Here is a 17994-nt window from a genome sequence, read left to right on the forward strand (position 1 = left end):
CCGGTCAGTCCGTGAGTTCCCGGTAGCGGCCGCGGTAGTGCAGCAGCGGAGCGGTCTCCTCGGCCAGGTCGATCGCCTCGATGGTGGCCTCGACCAGCAGGCCCCAGCCGTACTCCCGGGCGGCTTCGAGCCGGCAGCCGGCCCACCCGCCGGCGTCCGACGGCACCGGCCCGTACGGCGTGTCCGTCCAGGCCCCGATCGCGAAGAGGCCGCCGGGGGACGGGAAGAGACCGGCGAAGCGGTCGGCGAGCTGCCGGTGCCCCGGACCGAGCGGCGCGACCGCGAACCGGCCCGCCGCCTCGATCGCCGCCCACAGGTCCGACTCCGCGTCGACCAGCCCGAGCAGCCGGTCCGGCTCCCCCTCGGCCACCAGGGTGGACGACACGGTCAGCCCCGCCGGCCCGGGCGCGGTCCAGAGGGTCACCGGGGCGGCCAGCCGACCGCGCAGCCGGCGTACCGGCGAGCGCTGCCCGGCCGGCACGGCGAACGGATCGGTGTGGTGGATCTCGGCGCCCGGCTCATGATTCACGTGAAACATTGTGCCGCCCCGCCCCCGCGCCCAGCCCAGGAAGCGGCCGCGCAGGTCGGTGGCGTAGCCGAACTGCTCGCGCGCCTCTGAGCAGGGCCGTCCGCGTGCCGGTGGGCCGCCCCGAGCGGGGCGGCCCACCGCGTCAACCAATGATCAGGAGAAGTCGACCAGGAAGTAGTAACTGGTCGTGTCGGTCCACCCGCCGTCGGCCGTACGTCCGCGCACCGCCATCGTGTGCGAACTGGTCGAGGTCGGCGTGTAGCTGACGGTGGCCACCCCGGCGTCATTCGCCGTCACCAGCACGGGCTCGCCGTCATCGACCCGGTACTCGAACTCCACCACGCCCGGACTGCCCTGGGTGAACGTGAACTCACCCGGCACGCCCACGCCACCGGCCCACTGGCCAGACGGGTAGGTGCTGGAAGACACCTGGGGCGCCGTGCCGACCAGGAAGGGGTAGTCCGTCTGTGGCGTGTACTCGCCCGCCGCGGTGCGGCCCCGCACCGAGAAGACGTTCGCGCCGTTGCGATCCATGGTCACCGAGATGTCGGTGACCAGCGCGTCGGGAGTCTTCGGCAAGCTCCGCCAGGCGCCGTCGTTGAGCCGGTACTCGAACGTGGTCACCTCGCTGATCTCGGTGTAGACCCCGAACCTGCCGATCGCGCCGATCCCGCCCCGGGCCGTGTACTCGTCGTACGCGCTGCTCACGTTGACCCGCGGGTCGCGTACCCGGAAGTAGTACCGCCGCTCGGCGCTGGCCGTGCCGTCGGCCGTCCGGCTGGTGACCGTCAGGAGGGTGTACCCCGGGTGCGTCGGCGTGATCTCGATGGTCGCCTTACCGTCCGGCCCGGCGGCCACGGTCTGCTCCTCGCCGGTGTACTCCAGCACGTAGCGGTACTCCACCACGTCCGAGCGGCCCGGATTGAACGTGAACCGACCCGGCTGGCCGGGCTGGCCGGCGGAGTCGTTCTCGGGATAGTCGCTGGACACCACCACCGGGGCATCACTGACCTCGAACGTGTAGGTCCGCGACGGCGAGAAGGACCCGTCTAGGAAACGGGTACGCACCGTCAGCGTGTTGATGCCGGAACGGTCCGGCGCCAGCGTCACCTGAGCCCAGCTGTACTCCGGGTCGGCGACCTGCTCGGGCCCGTCGTTGAGCCGGTAGAGGTAGACGTCCACGTCCGGCATCGCGGTGTCGAAGTCGAACTCGCCGGGGATGCCCACGCCGCCCCATGCGCCGTACTCGTAGTAGGTGCTGGAGTAGACGGTCGGCTTGATGTCGATGACGTTGAACTGGTACTGCACGGTCTCGGAGACGGTGCCGTCGGCGCTGATGCTGCGCACGTTCAGCACGTACCAGTTCGGCTCCGTCGGGGTCCACTGCAGCACCGCGGTGCCGTCTGCCCCCGCCTCGATCCGTTGCAGGTCGTCGTAGAGGAACGCGTACTCGTACGCCACCACCCCCGGCCGAGCGGGCCGGAAGGTGAAGCTGCCCGGGCGGTCGACCACGCCGTCGTGGTCGGGGAAGGCGAAGTCGGTCGACTCCACGAACGGGGTGTCGTGGACCGACACGTCCTCCGTGTGCGCGCCGACCAGCTCGGTCCCGGCGTAGCTCCGGACCTGGAGCTTGATGGAACCGGCCTGCGGGAACACCACCTGGACGTCCGCGGCGCCCTCGGCGTTCGCCGGGACCTTGACCTCGTCGGCGTCACCGATCCTGTAGCCGAACTCGGTGACCCCGTCGACGTTCGTGGAGATCGCCAACCGGCTCGGCAGGCCGACACCGCCCACCGTCACCCGCACCTCTGGTGCAGTGGATCGGACGAGGAAGCGGTACTCGGTCACCGGGGAGGAGTTCGAGGCGCTGTCGACACTGCGCACGCTCAGGGACTCGGAGAAGGAGGTTGGCGTGTATTCGAGCGTCACGTCGGCCCCCGGTTCGGGTGCCGGGATGTAGTTGTACGTCCCGCCGAAGCGTCCCCAGTAGTAGCCGACCACGTCCGACGATCCGTTCGCCGTGAACGTGAAGGTACCCGGCACTCCCGAACCGCCGTGCGCCTGGCCGTCATCCGGGTACTTCGCCGAGGTGACCGCCGGTGCGGCCGGTGCCTGCCCGTCCACCTTCACGTAGCACGGCTCGGCCCACGCCGAGTAGTCGTGACCGTCGTAGGCGCGGGCCCGCCAGGCCACCACGGTGCCGTGCGGGTACTGCGACATGTCCCAGGCGACCTTGGAGAGCGTGGGTCCGTAGCTCGATCCGAACCGCTCGGAACGCTCGTCCTCGTGGCCGACCGGCCAGGCGGCGAACTGCCCGTTGAAGCTGGAGTCGTTGCTGTCCGCGTCCGCGCCACGGACCATCAGGGTGTAGTTGCGCGCCCCCACGGGCTGCGGGTTCTCCTTGGACCCGCAGGCCCACGAGGGGAACTCGAGCCCGATCTGCTCCACCGTCGGTGCGTGGTTGGCCTCGCTGTGGATGACGGGGTACGGGCGGAGCTTGCGGCCGTGGGAGACCTTGCCCTCGTCGCCGTGCGGCACCCGGATCTCGACGGTGAGAGTCTGCTCGTCCTGGTTCGCCAGCTTCTGCAACGCGGGCATGATGTCCCACACCAGATAGCCGGGGCAGGTGGCGGCGCCGCCGGCCTGGACAGTGCCCAGCAGTTCCCGTTGGCGTGGCGTGGACTCCCAGCTCGTGGTCGCCTTGATCGGATCGGTGCGCCAGAGCTCGACCGGTTGGGCCGACGAGCAGTCAGCCGCCGATCGCTCCGCGATGACCAGGTCCGCCTTGTGGATGACGGCGCCACGGAAGCGCGAGATGTCGAAGGTGAAATAGGACCGGGACTTGTGCTTGTTGCCGTCCGCGTCCGTCCAGGCACCGATCGGCGCGTCTCCCGCGGGGTTGATGAACGACCTGTCCGGCAGTTGTGAGTCCGTGTAGGCCCAGCCGGACTTTCCCACGTCCCGCTGCTCGTAAGCTTGGGCCGGCACGGCGATGACGCCGACCAGACCCGCGCCGAGCATCATCCCGAGTGACGCGGCCAGCAATCTTCGTGTGCGCACGACCAGGGCACCTCCCCCGTGACCGATGGCTTCCCCCGCCATCGAGGTGCCCGAGCATATCGATGCGAGGCAAGGCCGCAGGTACCCGTTTTCGTGGTGCCTCCCGCCGCCGGACGGCCTCGGGTGGGCGGCCCGTCAGCGGCGGGGAGTGACGGCGGCCAGGAGTTCCGGCTGGCGGCGGTCCAGCACGTCCCCGGCCAGGTAGGAGCTGAGGAGCGCGGCGCCCACCCCGTACGCGAGGCCGACCGGCAGGGCCAGCCAGAGCCAGACGTCGCCGAGCAGCGCCGCGGCCACCACCATCGGCACCGCCGCAGCTGCCGAGGCGATCATGGACAGCAGGGTGAGGAGCCCCTTCACCATCCCGGCGCCGGTGTTCATGGCGAACGGGTTGCTCGTCTCGGGCAGCGCGTACGCGCCGAGCACCGCGACGAAGGCGTTGACCGCGAGGCCGCTGCCGTACGCGGCGAGCAGCGCGCCGGCCGTCACGCCCAGCCAGCCCGGATGCCGCAGCAGGGTGGCCAGGATGATCGCGACCGCGCCCAGCAGCGGCACCACGTAGAGCGAGAACGCGGTCATCCGGGCGCGCAGCTCCAGCCGCCCCGGCACGCCGGCCACCACGTTCGCCGCGTACGCGCTGCCGTCGAAGCCGAACTGGTTGGCCAGGGTGACCGAGGCGAGCACCCCGACGAAGAGCATGGAGAGGCTGACCAGCACCGGCGAGGAGCTGGGCGTCGCCTGGCCGAACGCCCCCTCGCCGTCGGTGGCCAGCCGGGAGCCGCCCAGGTTGACCATCACCGGCACGAAGACGCCGACCACCGCGATGGTGATCAGGTTGGCCCGCCGCCGGGCGTCCCGCCACCAGTAGCGGCACTCCCGGGCGACCAGCGCGCCGAACCGGTCCCGGCGCGCCCAGCCGACCGCGCGCGGGAAGAGCTGGGCGACCGCCCCGCCGGACGGCTCGCCCCGCCGGCGGGCCGACCCGGCGCTGGCCGCGCCGACCATCGCCGACTCCAGCGTCCGCGACCACCAGAGCAGCAGCACGCTGATGGCCAGCGCGGTGATCAGCAGCTTCACCAGGCCGGCCCAGACCCGGCCCTCGGCGACGTCGACGCCGGCCGTCCACGGCGCCCCGAACGGGGTCCAGCCGATCACCCGGGCCACCCCGGTCAGCCGGTCCCAGTCGGCGTGGCGGACCGCCGCGATCGCCAGGACCTGCAGCGGCCCGAGCAGCGCGGCCAGCACCGCGAGCAGGACGGCGGCCAGGTCACGGACCCGGCGGGACCGGAGCATGGTGGCGAACGCGCTGGTCACCGCGCGGGCGGCGGCCACACAGAGCAGCAGCCCGCCGACGATCCCGACGGCCGCGACCAGGGCGGCCGACCACCCGCCGAGCGCCCCGGCGGTGACCACCAGCCCGGTCACCGCGATCAGCGTCGCCAGCACCGGGACGCTGATCAGCGCGGCGGCGTACAGGCCGGTGACCAGGGTGCGGCGGGGCAGCGGGAGCAGGGCGAAGCGGGCCGGGTCCAGGGTCTCGTCCACGCCGAAGAAGACCAGCGGCAGCAGCAGCCAGCCGAGCACCAGCAGCCCGCCGCCGAAGGCGGCGACCAGCAGCGCGTACCGGGGTTCGCCGGCCAGGCCGGGGGCGGCGAGGGCGAAGAAGGCACCGAGGGCGAACCAGAGGCCGACCAGCACGCCCACCACGAACAGCGCGATCCGCCAACCCTGGCCGCGGAAGTTGTTGCCCATCACCCGCAGCTTGAGCCGCACGAAGTGCCGGGCGGAGACCCGGCGGGCGGGAACCTCCGGCGCGCTCACCGGGACAGCCACGACAGCTCCTCACCCGTCGCGGTGCGGCCGCCGACCACCTCGACGAAGACCTCCTCCAGGGAGCGGTCGCCGCGGACCTGGCCGAGGGTGCCGACCCGGGTGATCCGCCCCTGCGCGAGGATCGCCACGTGCGAGCAGAGCCGCTCGACCACCTCCATGACGTGGCTGGAGAAGACGACCGTGCCGCCGCCGACGACGTACCGGTGCAGGATGTCCCGGATCAGCGCCGCCGAGACCGGGTCGACCGCCTCGAACGGCTCGTCGAGCACCAGCAGCCGGGGCCCGTGCAGCAGCGCGCAGGCCAGGCCGATCTTCTTCTTCATGCCCGCCGAGTAGTCGACCACCAGGGTGCGGCCGGCGTCGGTGAGCGCCAGCACGTCCAGCAGTTCCGCCGCCCGCTGGTCGACCACCGCCGGGTCCATGCCGCGCAGCAGGCCGTGGTACGCCAGCAGCTCCGCCCCGCTCAGCCGGTCGAAGAGCCGGACCCCGTCGGGCATCACGCCGAGCAGACCCTTGGCGCGGACCGGGTCGGCCCAGACGTCGTACCCGAGCACCCGGGCCTGGCCGGCGTCGGGCCGCAGCAGGCCGACGGCCATGGAGAGGGTGGTGGTCTTGCCGGCGCCGTTCGGGCCGAGCAGCCCGTAGAACGAGCCGGTCGGCACGTCCAGGTCGACGCCGGCGACCGCCACCTTGGTGTCGAACCGCTTGGCCAGGCCGCGAAGGGACAGCGCGGGGTGCACATCCATGAACCCGACCGTAGTCCGCTGCCGTCAGGAGTCGCTCCGGCCCGAGGATGATCTCCGGTCATACCTGAGCGGTACCGCGGGCCACCGCCGGGCGTCGCCGCCCCCCGGCACCCGGCGGGAACCGGCATGATCGGCTCAGCCCCGCCGCAAGGAGGAGACGAATGACCCCGCCACCCCGCTCCCTCGAGCAGCGCTGGACGGACACCCGGCACCGGCTGGAACACGACGTCGACGTCTGGGTGGCCACCGCCGACCCGGCCGACGCGACCCCCTACCTGGTGCCGCTCTCCTTCCTCTGGGACGGGGAGACCCTGCTGCTCTCCACCGCCGAACACAGCCCGACGGGCCGGAACCTCCGGGACACCGGCCGGGTGCGCCTCGGCATCGGCCCGACGCGGGACGTCGTCATGGTGGAGGGCACGGTGGAGATGCTCCGCGCGGAGGAACTGCCCGACGGGGTCGGTGACGCGTTCGCCGCCAAGACCGGCTTCGACCCGCGGCGGAGCCGTTACCCGTACTTCCGGGTGCGGCCGGAGCGGATCCAGGCCTGGCGGGAGGTCAACGAAATCGCTGACCGTGACCTGCTCCGAAACGGGCAGCGGGTCACGGAAGCGGGTTAACAGGGGACCCCTCCTCTACCGGAGGCGTTAAGCGGGGGCCCTTCCTTACAAGCGCAGCGTTTCGGGGGCGTGCAGGCGGAGCATGGTCACCCCGACGTCGGCGGGCAGCCGCCGCCGGGTGGCGATCGACACCGCCACCATCACGGTGAACGCCAGCGGCACCGTCCACGCCGCCGGCTGGGTGGTCAACGTGGCCGGCCACCCGCTCAACGGCGGGCCGAGCACGGTGAGCAGCACCGCCCCGACCGCGGCCCCGCCGCCGACCAGCACCCCGGCGGCGGCGCCCAGGTCGGTCAGCCCGCGCCACCAGATGCCCAGCACCAGCAGCGGGCAGAAGCTCGACGCGGCCACCGCGAAGGCCAGCCCGACCACCTGCGAGACGTCCAGGCCGGAGAGGTTGAGCGCGAGCACCGCCGGCACGGCCCCGGCGAGCACCGTGGCCAGCCGGAAGCCGCGTACCGAGCCGCGGCCGAACACGTCCGTGGAGATCACCCCGGCGACGCTGGTGAGCAGCCCGGACGAGGTGGAGAGGAAGGCCGCGAACGCCCCGGCGGCGACCAGCGCGGCGAGCAGCCGGCCGATGCCGCCGTTGCCGAGCGCCGCCCCGGGCAGCAGCACCACCACCGCGTCGGTCTGCCCGGTCACCAGCAGTTGCGGGGTGTAGATCCGGCCCAGCACGCCGTAGATGGTGGGCAGCAGGTAGAAGACGCCGACCAGGGCGAGCACCACCAGCGTGGTCCGCCGGGCGGCCGCGCCGTCCGGGTTGGTGTAGAAGCGCACCAGCACGTGCGGCAGCCCCATGGTGCCCAGGAAGGTGGCCAGGATCAGCGAGTACGTCGCGAACAGCCCCCGGTCGTCGTCCCCGGCGGTGTCCGGCAGCAGCCAGTCGGCCGCGTCGGTGGCCGTACCCCCGGAGACCTCCGGCACCGGGTCGCCCGCGGCGAACTCGACGCGGTCGCCCGGGCGTACCTCCCGGACGTCGCCGTCGGGGAAGGTGAGGGTCGCCCGGTGCTCGACCACGACGGTGGTCGCGGTCCGGAACGCCGGCCCGTCAGGCGGGGTCACCGCCGGGCGGGCGTCGGCCTGCCACTGCAACGCCAGGAAGATCGCGGGTACGGCCAGCGCGGTCAGCTTCAACCAGTACTGGAACGCCTGCACGAAGGTGATCGCCCGCATCCCGCCCAGCGCCACGTTCGCGGTCACCACCACCGCGACCAGCAGCGCCCCCACCGGGTACGGCGAGCCGGCCACCGTGGCCAGGGTCAGCCCGGCGCCCTGCAGCTGCGGCACCAGATAGAGCCAGCCGATGAAGATCACGAAGATGGTGGCCAGCTTCCGCAGCCGCGGCGAGCCGAGCCGCACCTCGCAGAAGTCCGGCAGGGTGAACGCCCCGGAGCGGCGCAGCGGGGCGGCCACGAAGAGCAGCAGCGCCAGGTAGCCGGCGGCGAAGCCGACCGGGTACCAGAGCACGTCCACGCCGTACTTGAGGATCAGCCCGGCCACGCCCAGGAAGCTGGCCGCCGACAGGTACTCGCCGCCGATCGCGGCGGCGTTCCAGGTCGGGCTGACCGCCCGGGAGGCGACCAGGAAGTCGGAGGTGGTCCGGGCCAGCCGCAGCCCGTAGAAGCCGATCCCGACGGTGACCAGGGTGACCACCACGATCGCCGGTACGACGTACCCGTTGCCCACCTCAGCGCTCCGGCCGCTGGACCAGGTCGGTGAAGTCCTGCTCGTTCCGTTCCGCCAGCCGCACGTACGCCCAGCCGACCCCGATCAGGAACGGGAAGGCGACCACCCCGAGCAGCAGCCACGGCAGGTTCACCCCGAGCACGGTGACCCGCCCGACCGAGGGTGCGATGGCGAACAGCCAGGGCAGCCCGCCCAGCCCGATCAGCACCAGCAGGCTCAGCCGCAGCGCCAGGGTGAGCTGGGCCCGGACCAACCCCTGGACCAGGGTCTCGCCGACCCGGGTCTGCTGGGTCAGCTCCGACCGGGTCCGCTCCGCCCGGCTCCGTGGCCGGGACACCTCGGCCAGCACCACCCGGGTACGCCGGGGCGGCGCCGGGGTACGCGGAGCCGGCACCGGGGCGACCTCGGCGGGTCGCCCCGGAGCGTCCTGGTCCTCGGCTCCGGCCATCCCCGGCAGTCTCGCCTGATCAGCGGGAATGTCAAGGGCAGGGCACCGTCGTGGCCGCCGCGCCCCGGTCCGCGTCGAGCACCGCGCGGGCCCGCGCCCGGCCCACGTTCGCGGCCCGCCAGCCGTCCTCGGGGAGCTGCGCCGCGATCTCCCGCAGGGCGCAGGAGCGCAACGGCTCCGGCAGCTGGTCCAGCGCCGGTGCGGCGTCCGCCGACAGTCCGGACAGGTAGCCCACGTCCAGCCGGTCGATCCGCTGCCACCGGGTGACGTTCCAGTCGGCGATCAGCCGGTCGGGGTTGACCACGGCGAGACCGAGCAGAGCGACCACCCCCGCGCCCAGCACCAGCCGGGGCAGCCAGGCGCCCCGGAGCCGGACCGTGGCCACCCCGACCAGCACGAACAGCAGCCCCAGCCAGAGCTCCACGGTCGCCACCCCCAGGCGCAGCCGGGTCGCCCCGTACGCCTCGGTGTAGACCCGCATCCGGTAGAGCGCCGAGGCCACGATCACCAGGCTCAGCACGGTCAGCCCGCCGATCAGCAGCCGGATCAGCGCCCGGTCGGCCCCGGTGCGCCGGGGCGCCCAGCGCATCGCCCCGGCGATCACCAGCAGGGTCAGCGCGGAGACCGCGAGCAGTTGCCAGAACCCGCCGCGGGCGTACTCGGCGTAGGTCAGTCCCGCCGTGTGCAGGACGTGCCCGGAGCCGCCGAACAGCACGGTGAGCTGCACCAGTACGAAGGCGGCGAAGAGCGCGTCGAGCAGGGCCAGCGGCAACACCCACTCCAGCCGCCGCACCGCCCGCGCCGGCCCCGCCCGCAGTTCCAGGTCGGGCGGCGCGGCCAGCAGGTACGCCCCGCCGAGCAGCACCGCGCCGACCAGCAGCAGGCGGAAGATCCAGCCGAACGCGCCCGGGGTGGAGACGTCGGGCAGCGCTTCGGCCACCAGGTCGGCGAAGACCGCGTCGGCCGAGGAGAAGAGCAGCCCGAACAGGAGCAGCAGCACGGCGGTGACCCCGAGGCTGGCCAGGAGTCGTCCGATGCTCGGCCCGCCGTGCCGGGGCCGGGGCAGCCCCCGGGCCGCCCAGGGCAGCGCCCGCAGGCTGGCGATCGGCGGCAGCACCCCGGCCGCCAGCAGGCCCAGCGGCGTACGCCCGCCGGCCACGGCGAGCGAGGCGGTGCCGAGGGCGGCGATCAGGCAGAGCGCGAAGAGCCAGCCGGCGGCGCGTACCGTGCCGACCCCGACCAGGGCGACGGTGGCGACCGCCCAGGCCAGCCGGGCCGCCCGGCCCGGCGCCCCCGTGGCGCCGGGACGGACGGCCGGCTCGGCCCCCGCCGTGGTGCTGCTTTCCTCGGGTACGCCGACCGGCGGCGACCCGGCCGTGCCGAGGGCGGCGGCGCCGGCCACGGTGGCGACCAGCCAGCCCAACCCGGGCCGGTCCAGCGGCACCACTGACGCGCCCACCCCCGCCGCCACCGCCACCGTGCCGAGCACCACCGGTCGGGCCGCCCCGACGGCTCCTGGCCAGCGTCGCTCCCACGCGGACGGCAGCGGTGCCGGGCGGGCGACGAACTGCGGTGCGTGCTGGGGGTGCAGACCCGTCGGGTGAGCCAGCGCCAGCCGGGGATCGATCGGCGGCTGCGGCGGGTGTGCGGTGGTCATGCGGCCCCTCCTCGGGCGAGTTCGGTACGCGGAAGCGTGACCTCGATCCGGCAGCCGGGGCGGGCGCCGGGTGCGGCGGCGGGCGGATCGGCGACCCGGATGGTGCCGCCGTGCAGTTCCACCACCCAGCGGGCGATCGCCAGGCCCAGCCCGGTCCCACCCCCGGCGGCCCGTTCGCCCCGGGTGAACCGCTCGAACACCCGGGACCGCTCGGCCGCGGGGATGCCCGCGCCCTCGTCGCTCACCTCGACGTGCAGTTGGCCAACCCGCTCCTCGGCGGTGACCAGCACCGTCCCGCCCGGCGGGCTGTGCCGGGCGGCGTTGTCGAGCAGGTTGGCGAAGACCTGGTGCAGCCGCCACGGGTCGGCGTGCACGGTCAGCGGCGCGGGCAGCGCCCGGAGCCGGAAGTGGACGTCCCGGCCGGTGCCGGCCGCCGTCGCGGTGGCTTGTTCCACCGCCTCGTCGAGGAAGTCGGCGACGTCGATCCGGACCCGCCGCAGCGGGACCACGCCGGCGTCCATCCGGGACAGGTCGAGCAGGTCGGCGACGAGGTGCCCGAGCCGCTCGGTCTGGGCGAGCGCGGCGCGCAGCGCCGCTGGTTCGGGGGTGGCCACCCCGTCGACCAGGTTCTCCAGCACGCCCTGCAACGCGCTGATCGGCGTACGCAGCTCGTGCGAGACGTTCGCGATCAGCTCGCGCCGGCGCTGGTCGGCGGCGGCCAGGTCGGCGGCCATCTTGTTGAACGCGTGAGCCAGCTCGCCCACCTCGTCCCGCGAGGTGGCCCGGACCCGGCGGGTGTAGTCGCCCCGGGCCATCGCCCCGGCCGCAGCGGTCATCTCGCGCAGCGGCGAGGTCATGCCGTGGGCGAGCACCTGGGCGGTGAGCAGGGCGATGGCGATGGCGGTCAGCGCCGTGCCCGGCGGGAGCCAGCCGATGCCCCACCAGAAGTAGCCGACGGCGACCGCCCAGGAGGCGACCAGTAGGACGCCGAGCTTCATCTTGATCGACCGGACCGGGTCGAGGGGCCGGGGTAGCACCCGGTTCAGCGAGTCCACCAGTCGGGCACTCACGCGGGAACCTCCAGCGCGTACCCGACGCCGTGCACCGTCCGGATCAGGTCCGCACCGAGCTTGCGGCGCAGCGCCTTGACGTGGCTGTCGACGGTACGGGTGCCGGACCCCTCCGCCCAGCCCCACACGTCGGCGAGCAGCCGCTCCCGGGGCAGCACCGTGCGTGGGCGGCCGGCGAGGTGCACCAGCAGATCGAACTCGGTGGGCGTCAGGTGCACCTCGGCACCGTCCTTGACCACCCGCCGTTCGGCCGGGCTGATCTCGATGTCGCCGAGCCGCAGGGTGACCGGAGGAGTGGTCGCCACGCGTTCCATCCGGCGCAGCAGCACGTGTACCCGGGCCGCCAGCTCCCGCATCGAGAAGGGCTTGGTCAGGTAGTCGTCCGCGCCGACGGCCAGCCCGACCAGCAGGTCGGTCTCGTCGTCGCGGGCGGTGAGCATGAGCACCGGCACCGGGCGGTCGGCCTGGATCCGCCGGCACACCTCCAGCCCGTCGAAGCCGGGCAGCATGACGTCGAGGACGACGAGGTCGTGCTGCCCGGCCCGGAACTTGTCGACGGCGCTCGGCCCGTCACCGGCGATGTCCACGGTGAAGCCCTCCGCCCGCAGGCGGGCGGCGACCGACTCGGCGATGGTCCGTTCGTCCTCGACCACCAGTACCCGGCGTTCCTTCATGGCGTCCGACTGTAGGGACCGGCCGTGGAGATCGGTGGCGCGCCTTGTGAACAACCTGTGGAGAACGCGTCACTCCTGATGCTCCTGTAATGCAAGCCGGGCTGGTCAGAGCTCTGCGAGGGCTGTGGATGACGGGGGCCGGATCCGCAGGGATTCCAAGATCAGCGGGTAGACCTGACGCGCGATGTACCGCTTCAGACATCGGGAGATGTCTCTGTTGCTCAGTCCTTGCTCGCGTCGGCGCTCGACGTAGGTCAGCGTCTCGGGATGGCAGCGCATCCGGTTGACCGCGACGATGTAGAGCGCCCTGTTGGCCATCCTGTCCCCGCCTCGGTTGAGGCGGTGCCGGTCGGTGCGACCGGAACTGGCTGGGATGGGTGAGACCCCGCAGAGTGCGGCGAACGCCCGTTCGTCGCGGATCCGCTCCGGGTTGTCGCCGGCGGTGATGAGCAGCTGCGCGGCGACTTCGGGGCCGATTCCGGGCAACTCCAGCAGCTGCGGGGCGGCCTGCTTGAGCAGGACCTGCAGGTCGACGTCGGCGGCCCGGATCTCGCGGTCCAGGTCGATGACGCGACGCGCCAGCCGACGGATCGCGGTCTTGGTCGCCGCGATCGGGTCGGCGATGTCCAGGGCTGGCCGCAACGCGGCAGCGGTCATGATCAGTTCCGAGTTGCGCAGGTCCAGGAGTTGGGTGCGCAGCGGTTCCGGGGCGGTGCGGACCATGCCGACCAGGGCGTTGATCGCCGCGGTGCGCGACTTCACCGCTGAGGTGCGGGCCACGCGGATGACCCGGATGGCCTCCACCTGCCCGTCTCGGTTCTTCGGGGTGGTGGTCGCGGTGCCGGCCAGCACCGCCCGGGCGGCGGCCTCGGCGTCGATCGGGTCGGACTTGCCACGCCGGCGGCGCATCTTGCGGTTGGGCCGGTCGACCTCCACGAGATGCACGCCCTGGGCGCGCAGGTAGCGGGCCAGGCCGACGCCGTAGCTGCCAGTGCCCTCGATCCCGACCGACCGTACCGGACCGTGGTCGCTCATCCACGCCAGCAGCGCCCGGTAGCCGGCCACCGTGGTGGGGAACTGGCGATGGCCATGCATCCGGCCGACCTCGTCGATGACCACGGCGGTGTGGGTATCGGCGTGGGTGTCAACGCCGCCGATGACTTCGAACTGGTGATCTGTCATGGTGGGTGGTGCTGTCCTTCCAGGTGACCAACCGGGGCAGCACGCACCGTCGGGCGGACGGACAGCACGGTGATGGGACCTCTTGCACAGGCTCCTGTCAGGTCACACCCGTCCGTTCGGCGCGTGCACCCGGCGCGGCCGACAAATCAGGCGAAGGGCAGCCAAGGCGCCAGGTGGACAAAGAGTCAGACCAGCGCCGGGAGCACGACGATCATGGCCGACCGGGCGGGACGAAGCATCTCACCGTGGATAACCCGGTGGACGACGCCGGGGTCGTTGTGGACAACCCGGGTTCACTCCAGGCCGGTGCGGACCGGGTGGGCGGTGGCCGAGCCGAGCCAGGTGTGCGGGTTGCCGTACCAGCACCAGCCGAGCTTCGGCGCGCCCTGGCTGATCCAGAGGGCGGGCACCCGCTTGTCCCCGCAGCGCGACCCGACCAGCGAGAAGCACCGGTTGCTGGCCAGCGCCGGCGGATGCAGGGTGACGAAGGCCAGGCCCTCGTCGATGGTGATCGGCAGCCGGCCCTGGGCGGTCATCTGCTCCAGCGCCGTGGCGGGCGGGAGGTTCCGGTACTCCTCGCCCCGGTCCACGTCGAAGAGCAGGTACGCCGGCCCGGCCGGCACCTCCAGCTCCTTGATCGGGTCGAACCTCGGGAGGTCGGCGGCGGGGAAGTTCCGGTCGAGGATGCCGGGTTTGCGCTTGCCGGCGAGCGTGGTCAGCGCGATCCGCGCCTCGACCGGCACCAGGTCGCGAGTGATCACCAGGAGGAACGGAATCCGCCCCTCGGTCGGCCGGGCCAGGCCGGACGCGCGAGCCAGGGCCGCTCCGCGCAGCGGGGCGACGACTTCGCCGAACTGCTCGGCCGACATTCCGGCCAACGCCGGGTAGCCCTTCTCCATCAGGGTGTGGACCTGACGGTCGAACTCGGCGGCGACATCGAACGCGGATCCGGTCACGGGGGCCTCCACTCACTCCGACACGCTTACCGTACAGTGTACGACAAGCTCGCGGTATTCCTCGGCGGCGCAGGTTGGCTACCATGCGCCGGTGCTGCTCCCGCTCGTGGCCGCGGCCACCCTTGCCGGCGCCTGCTGGGGGCTGGTGCTGCCCGGGCTGGTCGACCGGTACGCCGTCGAGTGGCCGGCCGGCACCCCACGACCGCCGTGGCGACGAGGGTGCGCGCGCTGTGGCGCGGAGGCCGGTTGGTGGCGGTCGTCGGGTGCCTGCGCCGAATGCGGTCTGCGGCCGCGACCTGGGCGGTGGATCACCGTCCCGCTCGCGGCCGGCGTGTGCGGGGCCGTCGCCGCCGCCGTCGGTACGACCCCCGCACTGCCGGCGTTCCTGCTGCTCGCCGCGATCGCCGTGCCGCTGGCCCTGGTCGACCTCAAGGTGCTCCGGCTGCCCGACCCACTGGTCGGCGCCGCCCTCGCCGGCGGGACGGGCCTCCTGATCGTCGCCTCGGTCGCGGAACGGGACGGGGCCGCGCTGCTCCGCGCCGGTGTCGCCGCGCTGGCCTGCGGTGTCGGCTATTCGACACTGGCGCTCCTGCCGGGATCCCAGCTCGGATTCGGCGACGTCAAGCTGGGCGCGGTGCTCGGGCTGTACCTCGGCTGGCTCGGCTGGTTCCCCGTCGTGGCCGGGGTGCTGCTCGCCCCCGTGCTCAACCTCCCGCTGGTGATTGGCCTGCTCATGGCGGGTCGGGCCGGTCGGAAGACGGCGGTGCCGTACGGTCCGGCGATGCTCGTCGGGGCGATCACCGCGACCGTTCTGGTCGCGCTGCGATAACCCGACCGGACACATTAGCCTCCGCCCCACGTAGCCGTCCGGCCTGGACTGACGAACGATCATCCGGTGCTGTCTCGACCTGCGGCGTCATTGACACGCTTGCTTGCGTACGGGAAAACTCGGCTCGTTGCTTGCCCAACGTCAAATAGCGGTCGCAGACCGCGATCCCTCCCCTGGAGCGTTGTTCAATGAGCGATGTCATTTCCCGGATCAAGTCCTGGTTCAAGCGCGACGACCGCGGCGCCAGCGCCGTCGAGTACGCCCTGATCGTCGCCCTCGTCGCGGGCGTCATCGGTGGCCTCGTCTACGTGTTGGGTAGCCGCAGTGGCGACATGTTCCAGCGGGCCTGCAAGGAACTGACCACGGGCAGCGCGCCTTCGAACTGCACCCCCCGTGGCACAACCCAGGGCCAGTAGGGCGCAGGCGCCGCGACTCCGTACCGGACCCACCGCCTGGCGGGACGATCGTGGGGCGGCGGCCGTCGAGATGGCCCTCGTACTGCCCCTGCTGTTGGTGCTGATCTTCGGGATCATCGACTTCGGACGGATGCTCAACAGGCAGATCGTGCTGACGGAGGCGGCCCGGGACGCAGCCCGGGTCGCCTCCTTCGGCGGCGGCGCGAAGGCCCGCGCCGAGCGCATCGGCGGGAAGGACGTCAACGTCGTCGTCGGCGACTGTGCGGACGGCGCCCCGGACGCAGAGGTAACCGTCACCGACAAGTTCAGCTTCGTGACGCCGTTCGGCCTGATCGGCGGCGGCTTCGACGGCGAGGTCGAGCTCACCGGCAAGGGAGTCATGCCGTGCCAGTGATCCGCCTCCTGCGGGCCCGCCTCACCGCGGCCGGTGCGGACCGCGGCGCGGTGGCGCTCACCGTCGGGTTGCTCCTCAGCACCGGGGTGCTGCTCGGCATGGCAGCCCTCGTCGTCGACGTGGGCAACCTCTACGTCGAGCGGGGTCAGCTGCAGAACGGCGCGGACGGCGGCGCGCTGCGGATCGGCCAGCTCTGCGCGACCGATCCGGTCGGCTGCTCCCGCTCCGGCACGGACCTGACGGTCGTGGCCGAGTCGTACGCCGAGCGCAGCGCGAACGATGACGCCGCCGCCGCCACCGTCTGCGGCCGGGGCGGCCCGCTGTCGGCGTGCCCGGCCTGGCAGGACCGACTCACCGACTGCGTCGGACCGCCACCGGAGTCGGTCGACTACGTGGAGGTGCAGACCAGCACCCGGACCGGCGACGGCTCCACGGTGCTCCCGCCGTTCTTCGCTCAGGCGGTGGTGGGCGGCTACCAGGGTGCGGAGGTGGGTGCCTGCTCCCGGGTCGCCTGGGGACCGCCGGCGACGGCGAACACCCTGGCGATGACCATCTCCGCCTGCGACTGGAACCGGTACACCGGCAACGGCGCCTTCCCGCCGGACGTGCGGTCCTTCCCGGTCTACAACGAAGACGCCTCCACGACCTGCCCGCCGGGGAGCGGCTCGGCCGGCGGTGGCCCTGGTGGATTCCGCTTCCTGAAGGACGCGGACGACGACTGCCGGACCACCTCGACCATCGGCGACGGCCGCCGGGCGAACACCGGCGACAGTCGGCCGACGAGTTGCCGGAACAAACCGCTGGAGGACCTGGTAACGGCAGGCCGCCCGATCCTGGTGCCCGTGTTCGGCGAGATCACGGGTGGCGGCGGCAACGCCGATTACCTCGTCTCCGGCTTCGCAGCGTTCGTCATCACCGGCTGGCAGCTGCCGGGCCTGGACGTACCGCCGACCGGTGGGTCGCTGTGCGACGCCGGCGAATCCTGCGTCTACGGCTACTTCACGGAGATGGTCGTGCCGGGCGGCGGCGCGATCGGCGGACCGGACCTGGGCGCGCGCGTGGTCGCCCCCATCGGCTGACATCGGAAACAGGAGAAGGTAGGACCCGCACTCATGGCCCGACGCATCATCCCGGTGCTGATCTCCCTCGTCCTGGCGACGGTGGGCACCGGCGCCATCATGCTCTACCTGCGTTCGGCCGACGAACGTGCCGTCGAGGGCAAGCAGGCCCGCACGGTGCTGGTCGCCGACCGGCAGATCCCGGCGGGCACCTCGGGGAAGGTGCTGCGCACCAAGGGATACCTCCGCCAGGTGCGGATGCCGGTGGAGACGCTCCCCGAGGACGCGCTGGCGCAGGTCACCGGCAACCTCGACCCGCTGGTCACCACCGCACCAGTGCAGCGGGGCCAGCTGATCCTGCGGGCGATGTTCGGCACCGGGGGCGCCAGCGGCAGCGGCTCGGGCATCCCGGCCGGGCAGATGGCGGTCACCGCCCGGGTGCGGTCGGCCGTGTTCGGCCCGGCCTCGCTGCGCCCCGGCGCCCGGGTGGCGATCTTCTACACGTACACCCCGGCGGACGAGCGGAAACGGGACGTGGTGTCGGGGGCGGGCCTGGAGAAGGGCCGCGACATCAACAGCGTCACCCGGCTGCTGATGACCGACGTCGAGGTGATCTCGGTCGGCCCGGCGCCGACGGACGGGACGGGTACGGCGGGCACCAGCGGGGGTGGGGGTTCGGATGAACTGTCCGTCACCTTCGGGTTGAACCAGGTCGACGCCGAGCGCCTGGCCCACGCGGTCGCGCTCGGCGGCGAGCTCAACGTCGGCGTGCTGGGCGACTCCTCGAACGTCAAGCCCGACTCGGGCGTCGACAACCGATCGCTGTTCGGGTAACC

17 protein-coding genes are annotated in these 17994 nt (G+C 72.8%); 6 read left to right on the forward strand and 11 right to left on the reverse strand.

Annotated elements, in window-relative coordinates:
- Nucleotides 1-4 precede the first annotated feature (4 nt).
- The 4 genes from Q2K19_RS11755 to Q2K19_RS11770 all read right to left on the reverse strand — a co-directional run bounded on the left by Q2K19_RS11755 (nucleotide 5) and on the right by Q2K19_RS11770 (nucleotide 6165).
- A complete protein-coding gene (locus Q2K19_RS11755; protein WP_302772438.1) occupies nucleotides 5-583 on the reverse strand; it encodes a flavin reductase family protein in 579 nt (192 codons plus the stop codon).
- Between the two features lie 99 nt (nucleotides 584-682).
- On the reverse strand, nucleotides 683-3589 hold the full coding sequence (locus tag Q2K19_RS11760) for a hypothetical protein (RefSeq protein WP_302770523.1): 2907 nt from the start codon (nucleotides 3587-3589) through the stop codon (nucleotides 683-685).
- Nucleotides 3590-3724: 135 nt separating this feature from the next.
- Nucleotides 3725-5419 (reverse strand): ABC transporter permease, encoded by a 1695-nt coding sequence (locus Q2K19_RS11765; RefSeq protein WP_302770525.1) that lies wholly within the window; start codon nucleotides 5417-5419, stop codon nucleotides 3725-3727.
- Nucleotides 5404-6165 carry an ABC transporter ATP-binding protein gene (locus Q2K19_RS11770; RefSeq protein ID WP_302770527.1) on the reverse strand — a complete coding sequence of 254 codons (762 nt, stop codon included), beginning with the start codon at nucleotides 6163-6165 and terminating at the stop codon, nucleotides 5404-5406. The genes Q2K19_RS11765 and Q2K19_RS11770 overlap by 16 nt, the downstream gene beginning before the upstream one ends.
- A 161-nt stretch (nucleotides 6166-6326) precedes the next feature.
- On the opposite strand from Q2K19_RS11770, the gene Q2K19_RS11775 reads away from it, so the two are divergent.
- Nucleotides 6327-6785, forward strand: coding sequence for a pyridoxamine 5'-phosphate oxidase family protein (locus Q2K19_RS11775; RefSeq protein ID WP_302770528.1), 459 nt, complete (start codon nucleotides 6327-6329; stop codon nucleotides 6783-6785).
- A gap of 45 nt (nucleotides 6786-6830) precedes the next feature.
- On the opposite strand, the gene Q2K19_RS11780 is transcribed toward Q2K19_RS11775, so the two are convergent.
- The 7 genes from Q2K19_RS11780 to Q2K19_RS11810 form a co-directional block, all read right to left on the reverse strand.
- A complete protein-coding gene (locus tag Q2K19_RS11780; RefSeq protein WP_302770530.1) occupies nucleotides 6831-8474 on the reverse strand; it encodes a sodium/solute symporter in 1644 nt (547 codons plus the stop codon).
- 1 nt (nucleotide 8475) lies between these two features.
- Entirely contained in the window at nucleotides 8476-8922 is a 447-nt protein-coding gene (locus Q2K19_RS11785; RefSeq protein ID WP_302770532.1) for a hypothetical protein, read from the reverse strand.
- A 31-nt stretch (nucleotides 8923-8953) separates the two neighbouring features.
- Entirely contained in the window at nucleotides 8954-10579 is a 1626-nt protein-coding gene (locus tag Q2K19_RS11790; RefSeq protein ID WP_302770534.1) for a DUF4153 domain-containing protein, read from the reverse strand.
- The gene (locus Q2K19_RS11795) at nucleotides 10576-11649 is read right to left on the reverse strand and encodes a HAMP domain-containing sensor histidine kinase (protein ID WP_446839667.1); all 1074 of its coding nucleotides are present in this window, start codon (nucleotides 11647-11649) and stop codon (nucleotides 10576-10578) included. Before Q2K19_RS11795 ends, Q2K19_RS11790 begins: the two co-directional genes overlap by 4 nt.
- Nucleotides 11646-12323: a response regulator transcription factor gene (locus tag Q2K19_RS11800; protein WP_302770535.1), complete on the reverse strand. Its 678-nt coding sequence runs from the start codon at nucleotides 12321-12323 to the stop codon at nucleotides 11646-11648. Before Q2K19_RS11800 ends, Q2K19_RS11795 begins: the two co-directional genes overlap by 4 nt.
- 105 nt (nucleotides 12324-12428) lie before the next feature.
- Nucleotides 12429-13505, reverse strand: a complete 1077-nt coding sequence (locus Q2K19_RS11805) for an IS110 family RNA-guided transposase (protein ID WP_302762338.1) — start codon at nucleotides 13503-13505, stop codon at nucleotides 12429-12431.
- Between the two features lie 293 nt (nucleotides 13506-13798).
- Nucleotides 13799-14461 carry a DUF5701 family protein gene (locus tag Q2K19_RS11810; RefSeq protein WP_302770537.1) on the reverse strand — a complete coding sequence of 221 codons (663 nt, stop codon included), beginning with the start codon at nucleotides 14459-14461 and terminating at the stop codon, nucleotides 13799-13801.
- Nucleotides 14462-14552: 91 nt separating this feature from the next.
- Here Q2K19_RS11810 and Q2K19_RS11815 point away from each other — a divergent pair, with 91 nt between their 5' ends.
- The 5 genes from Q2K19_RS11815 to cpaB all read left to right on the forward strand — a co-directional run bounded on the left by Q2K19_RS11815 (nucleotide 14553) and on the right by cpaB (nucleotide 17992).
- A complete protein-coding gene (locus Q2K19_RS11815) occupies nucleotides 14553-15290 on the forward strand; it encodes a prepilin peptidase (RefSeq protein WP_302770539.1) in 738 nt (245 codons plus the stop codon).
- A 188-nt stretch (nucleotides 15291-15478) separates the two neighbouring features.
- Nucleotides 15479-15706 carry a Flp family type IVb pilin gene (locus Q2K19_RS11820; RefSeq protein WP_302770541.1) on the forward strand — a complete coding sequence of 76 codons (228 nt, stop codon included), beginning with the start codon at nucleotides 15479-15481 and terminating at the stop codon, nucleotides 15704-15706.
- Nucleotides 15707-15776: 70 nt separating this feature from the next.
- Complete coding sequence (locus tag Q2K19_RS11825) at nucleotides 15777-16100, forward strand: TadE family protein (RefSeq protein ID WP_302770543.1); 324 nt, start codon at nucleotides 15777-15779, stop codon at nucleotides 16098-16100.
- The gene (locus Q2K19_RS11830) at nucleotides 16091-17179 is read left to right on the forward strand and encodes a pilus assembly protein TadG-related protein (protein WP_302770545.1); all 1089 of its coding nucleotides are present in this window, start codon (nucleotides 16091-16093) and stop codon (nucleotides 17177-17179) included. The genes Q2K19_RS11825 and Q2K19_RS11830 overlap by 10 nt, the downstream gene beginning before the upstream one ends.
- A 33-nt stretch (nucleotides 17180-17212) precedes the next feature.
- Complete coding sequence (cpaB, locus tag Q2K19_RS11835) at nucleotides 17213-17992, forward strand: Flp pilus assembly protein CpaB (protein WP_302770546.1); 780 nt, start codon at nucleotides 17213-17215, stop codon at nucleotides 17990-17992.
- Nucleotides 17993-17994: the final 2 nt, after the last annotated feature.

Source organism: Micromonospora sp. NBRC 110009, from assembly GCF_030518795.1.
Classification (GTDB): Bacteria; Actinomycetota; Actinomycetes; order Mycobacteriales; family Micromonosporaceae; genus Micromonospora.

Excerpts from the sequence above, each read along its gene's own strand:
- Q2K19_RS11800 (WP_302770535.1), bottom strand. The coding sequence starts at position 12,323 with ATGAAGGAACGCCGGGTACTGGTGGTCGAGGACGAACGGACCATCGCC.
- Q2K19_RS11770 (WP_302770527.1), bottom strand. The coding sequence starts at position 6,165 with ATGGATGTGCACCCCGCGCTGTCCCTTCGCGGCCTGGCCAAGCGGTTC.
- Q2K19_RS11785 (WP_302770532.1), bottom strand. The coding sequence starts at position 8,922 with ATGGCCGGAGCCGAGGACCAGGACGCTCCGGGGCGACCCGCCGAGGTC.
- Q2K19_RS11825 (WP_302770543.1), top strand. The coding sequence starts at position 15,777 with ATGGCCCTCGTACTGCCCCTGCTGTTGGTGCTGATCTTCGGGATCATC.
- Q2K19_RS11820 (WP_302770541.1), top strand. The coding sequence starts at position 15,479 with ATGAGCGATGTCATTTCCCGGATCAAGTCCTGGTTCAAGCGCGACGAC.
- Q2K19_RS11775 (WP_302770528.1), top strand. The coding sequence starts at position 6,327 with ATGACCCCGCCACCCCGCTCCCTCGAGCAGCGCTGGACGGACACCCGG.
- Q2K19_RS11790 (WP_302770534.1), bottom strand. The coding sequence starts at position 10,579 with ATGACCACCGCACACCCGCCGCAGCCGCCGATCGATCCCCGGCTGGCG.
- Q2K19_RS11805 (WP_302762338.1), bottom strand. The coding sequence starts at position 13,505 with ATGACAGATCACCAGTTCGAAGTCATCGGCGGCGTTGACACCCACGCC.
- cpaB (WP_302770546.1), top strand. The coding sequence starts at position 17,213 with ATGGCCCGACGCATCATCCCGGTGCTGATCTCCCTCGTCCTGGCGACG.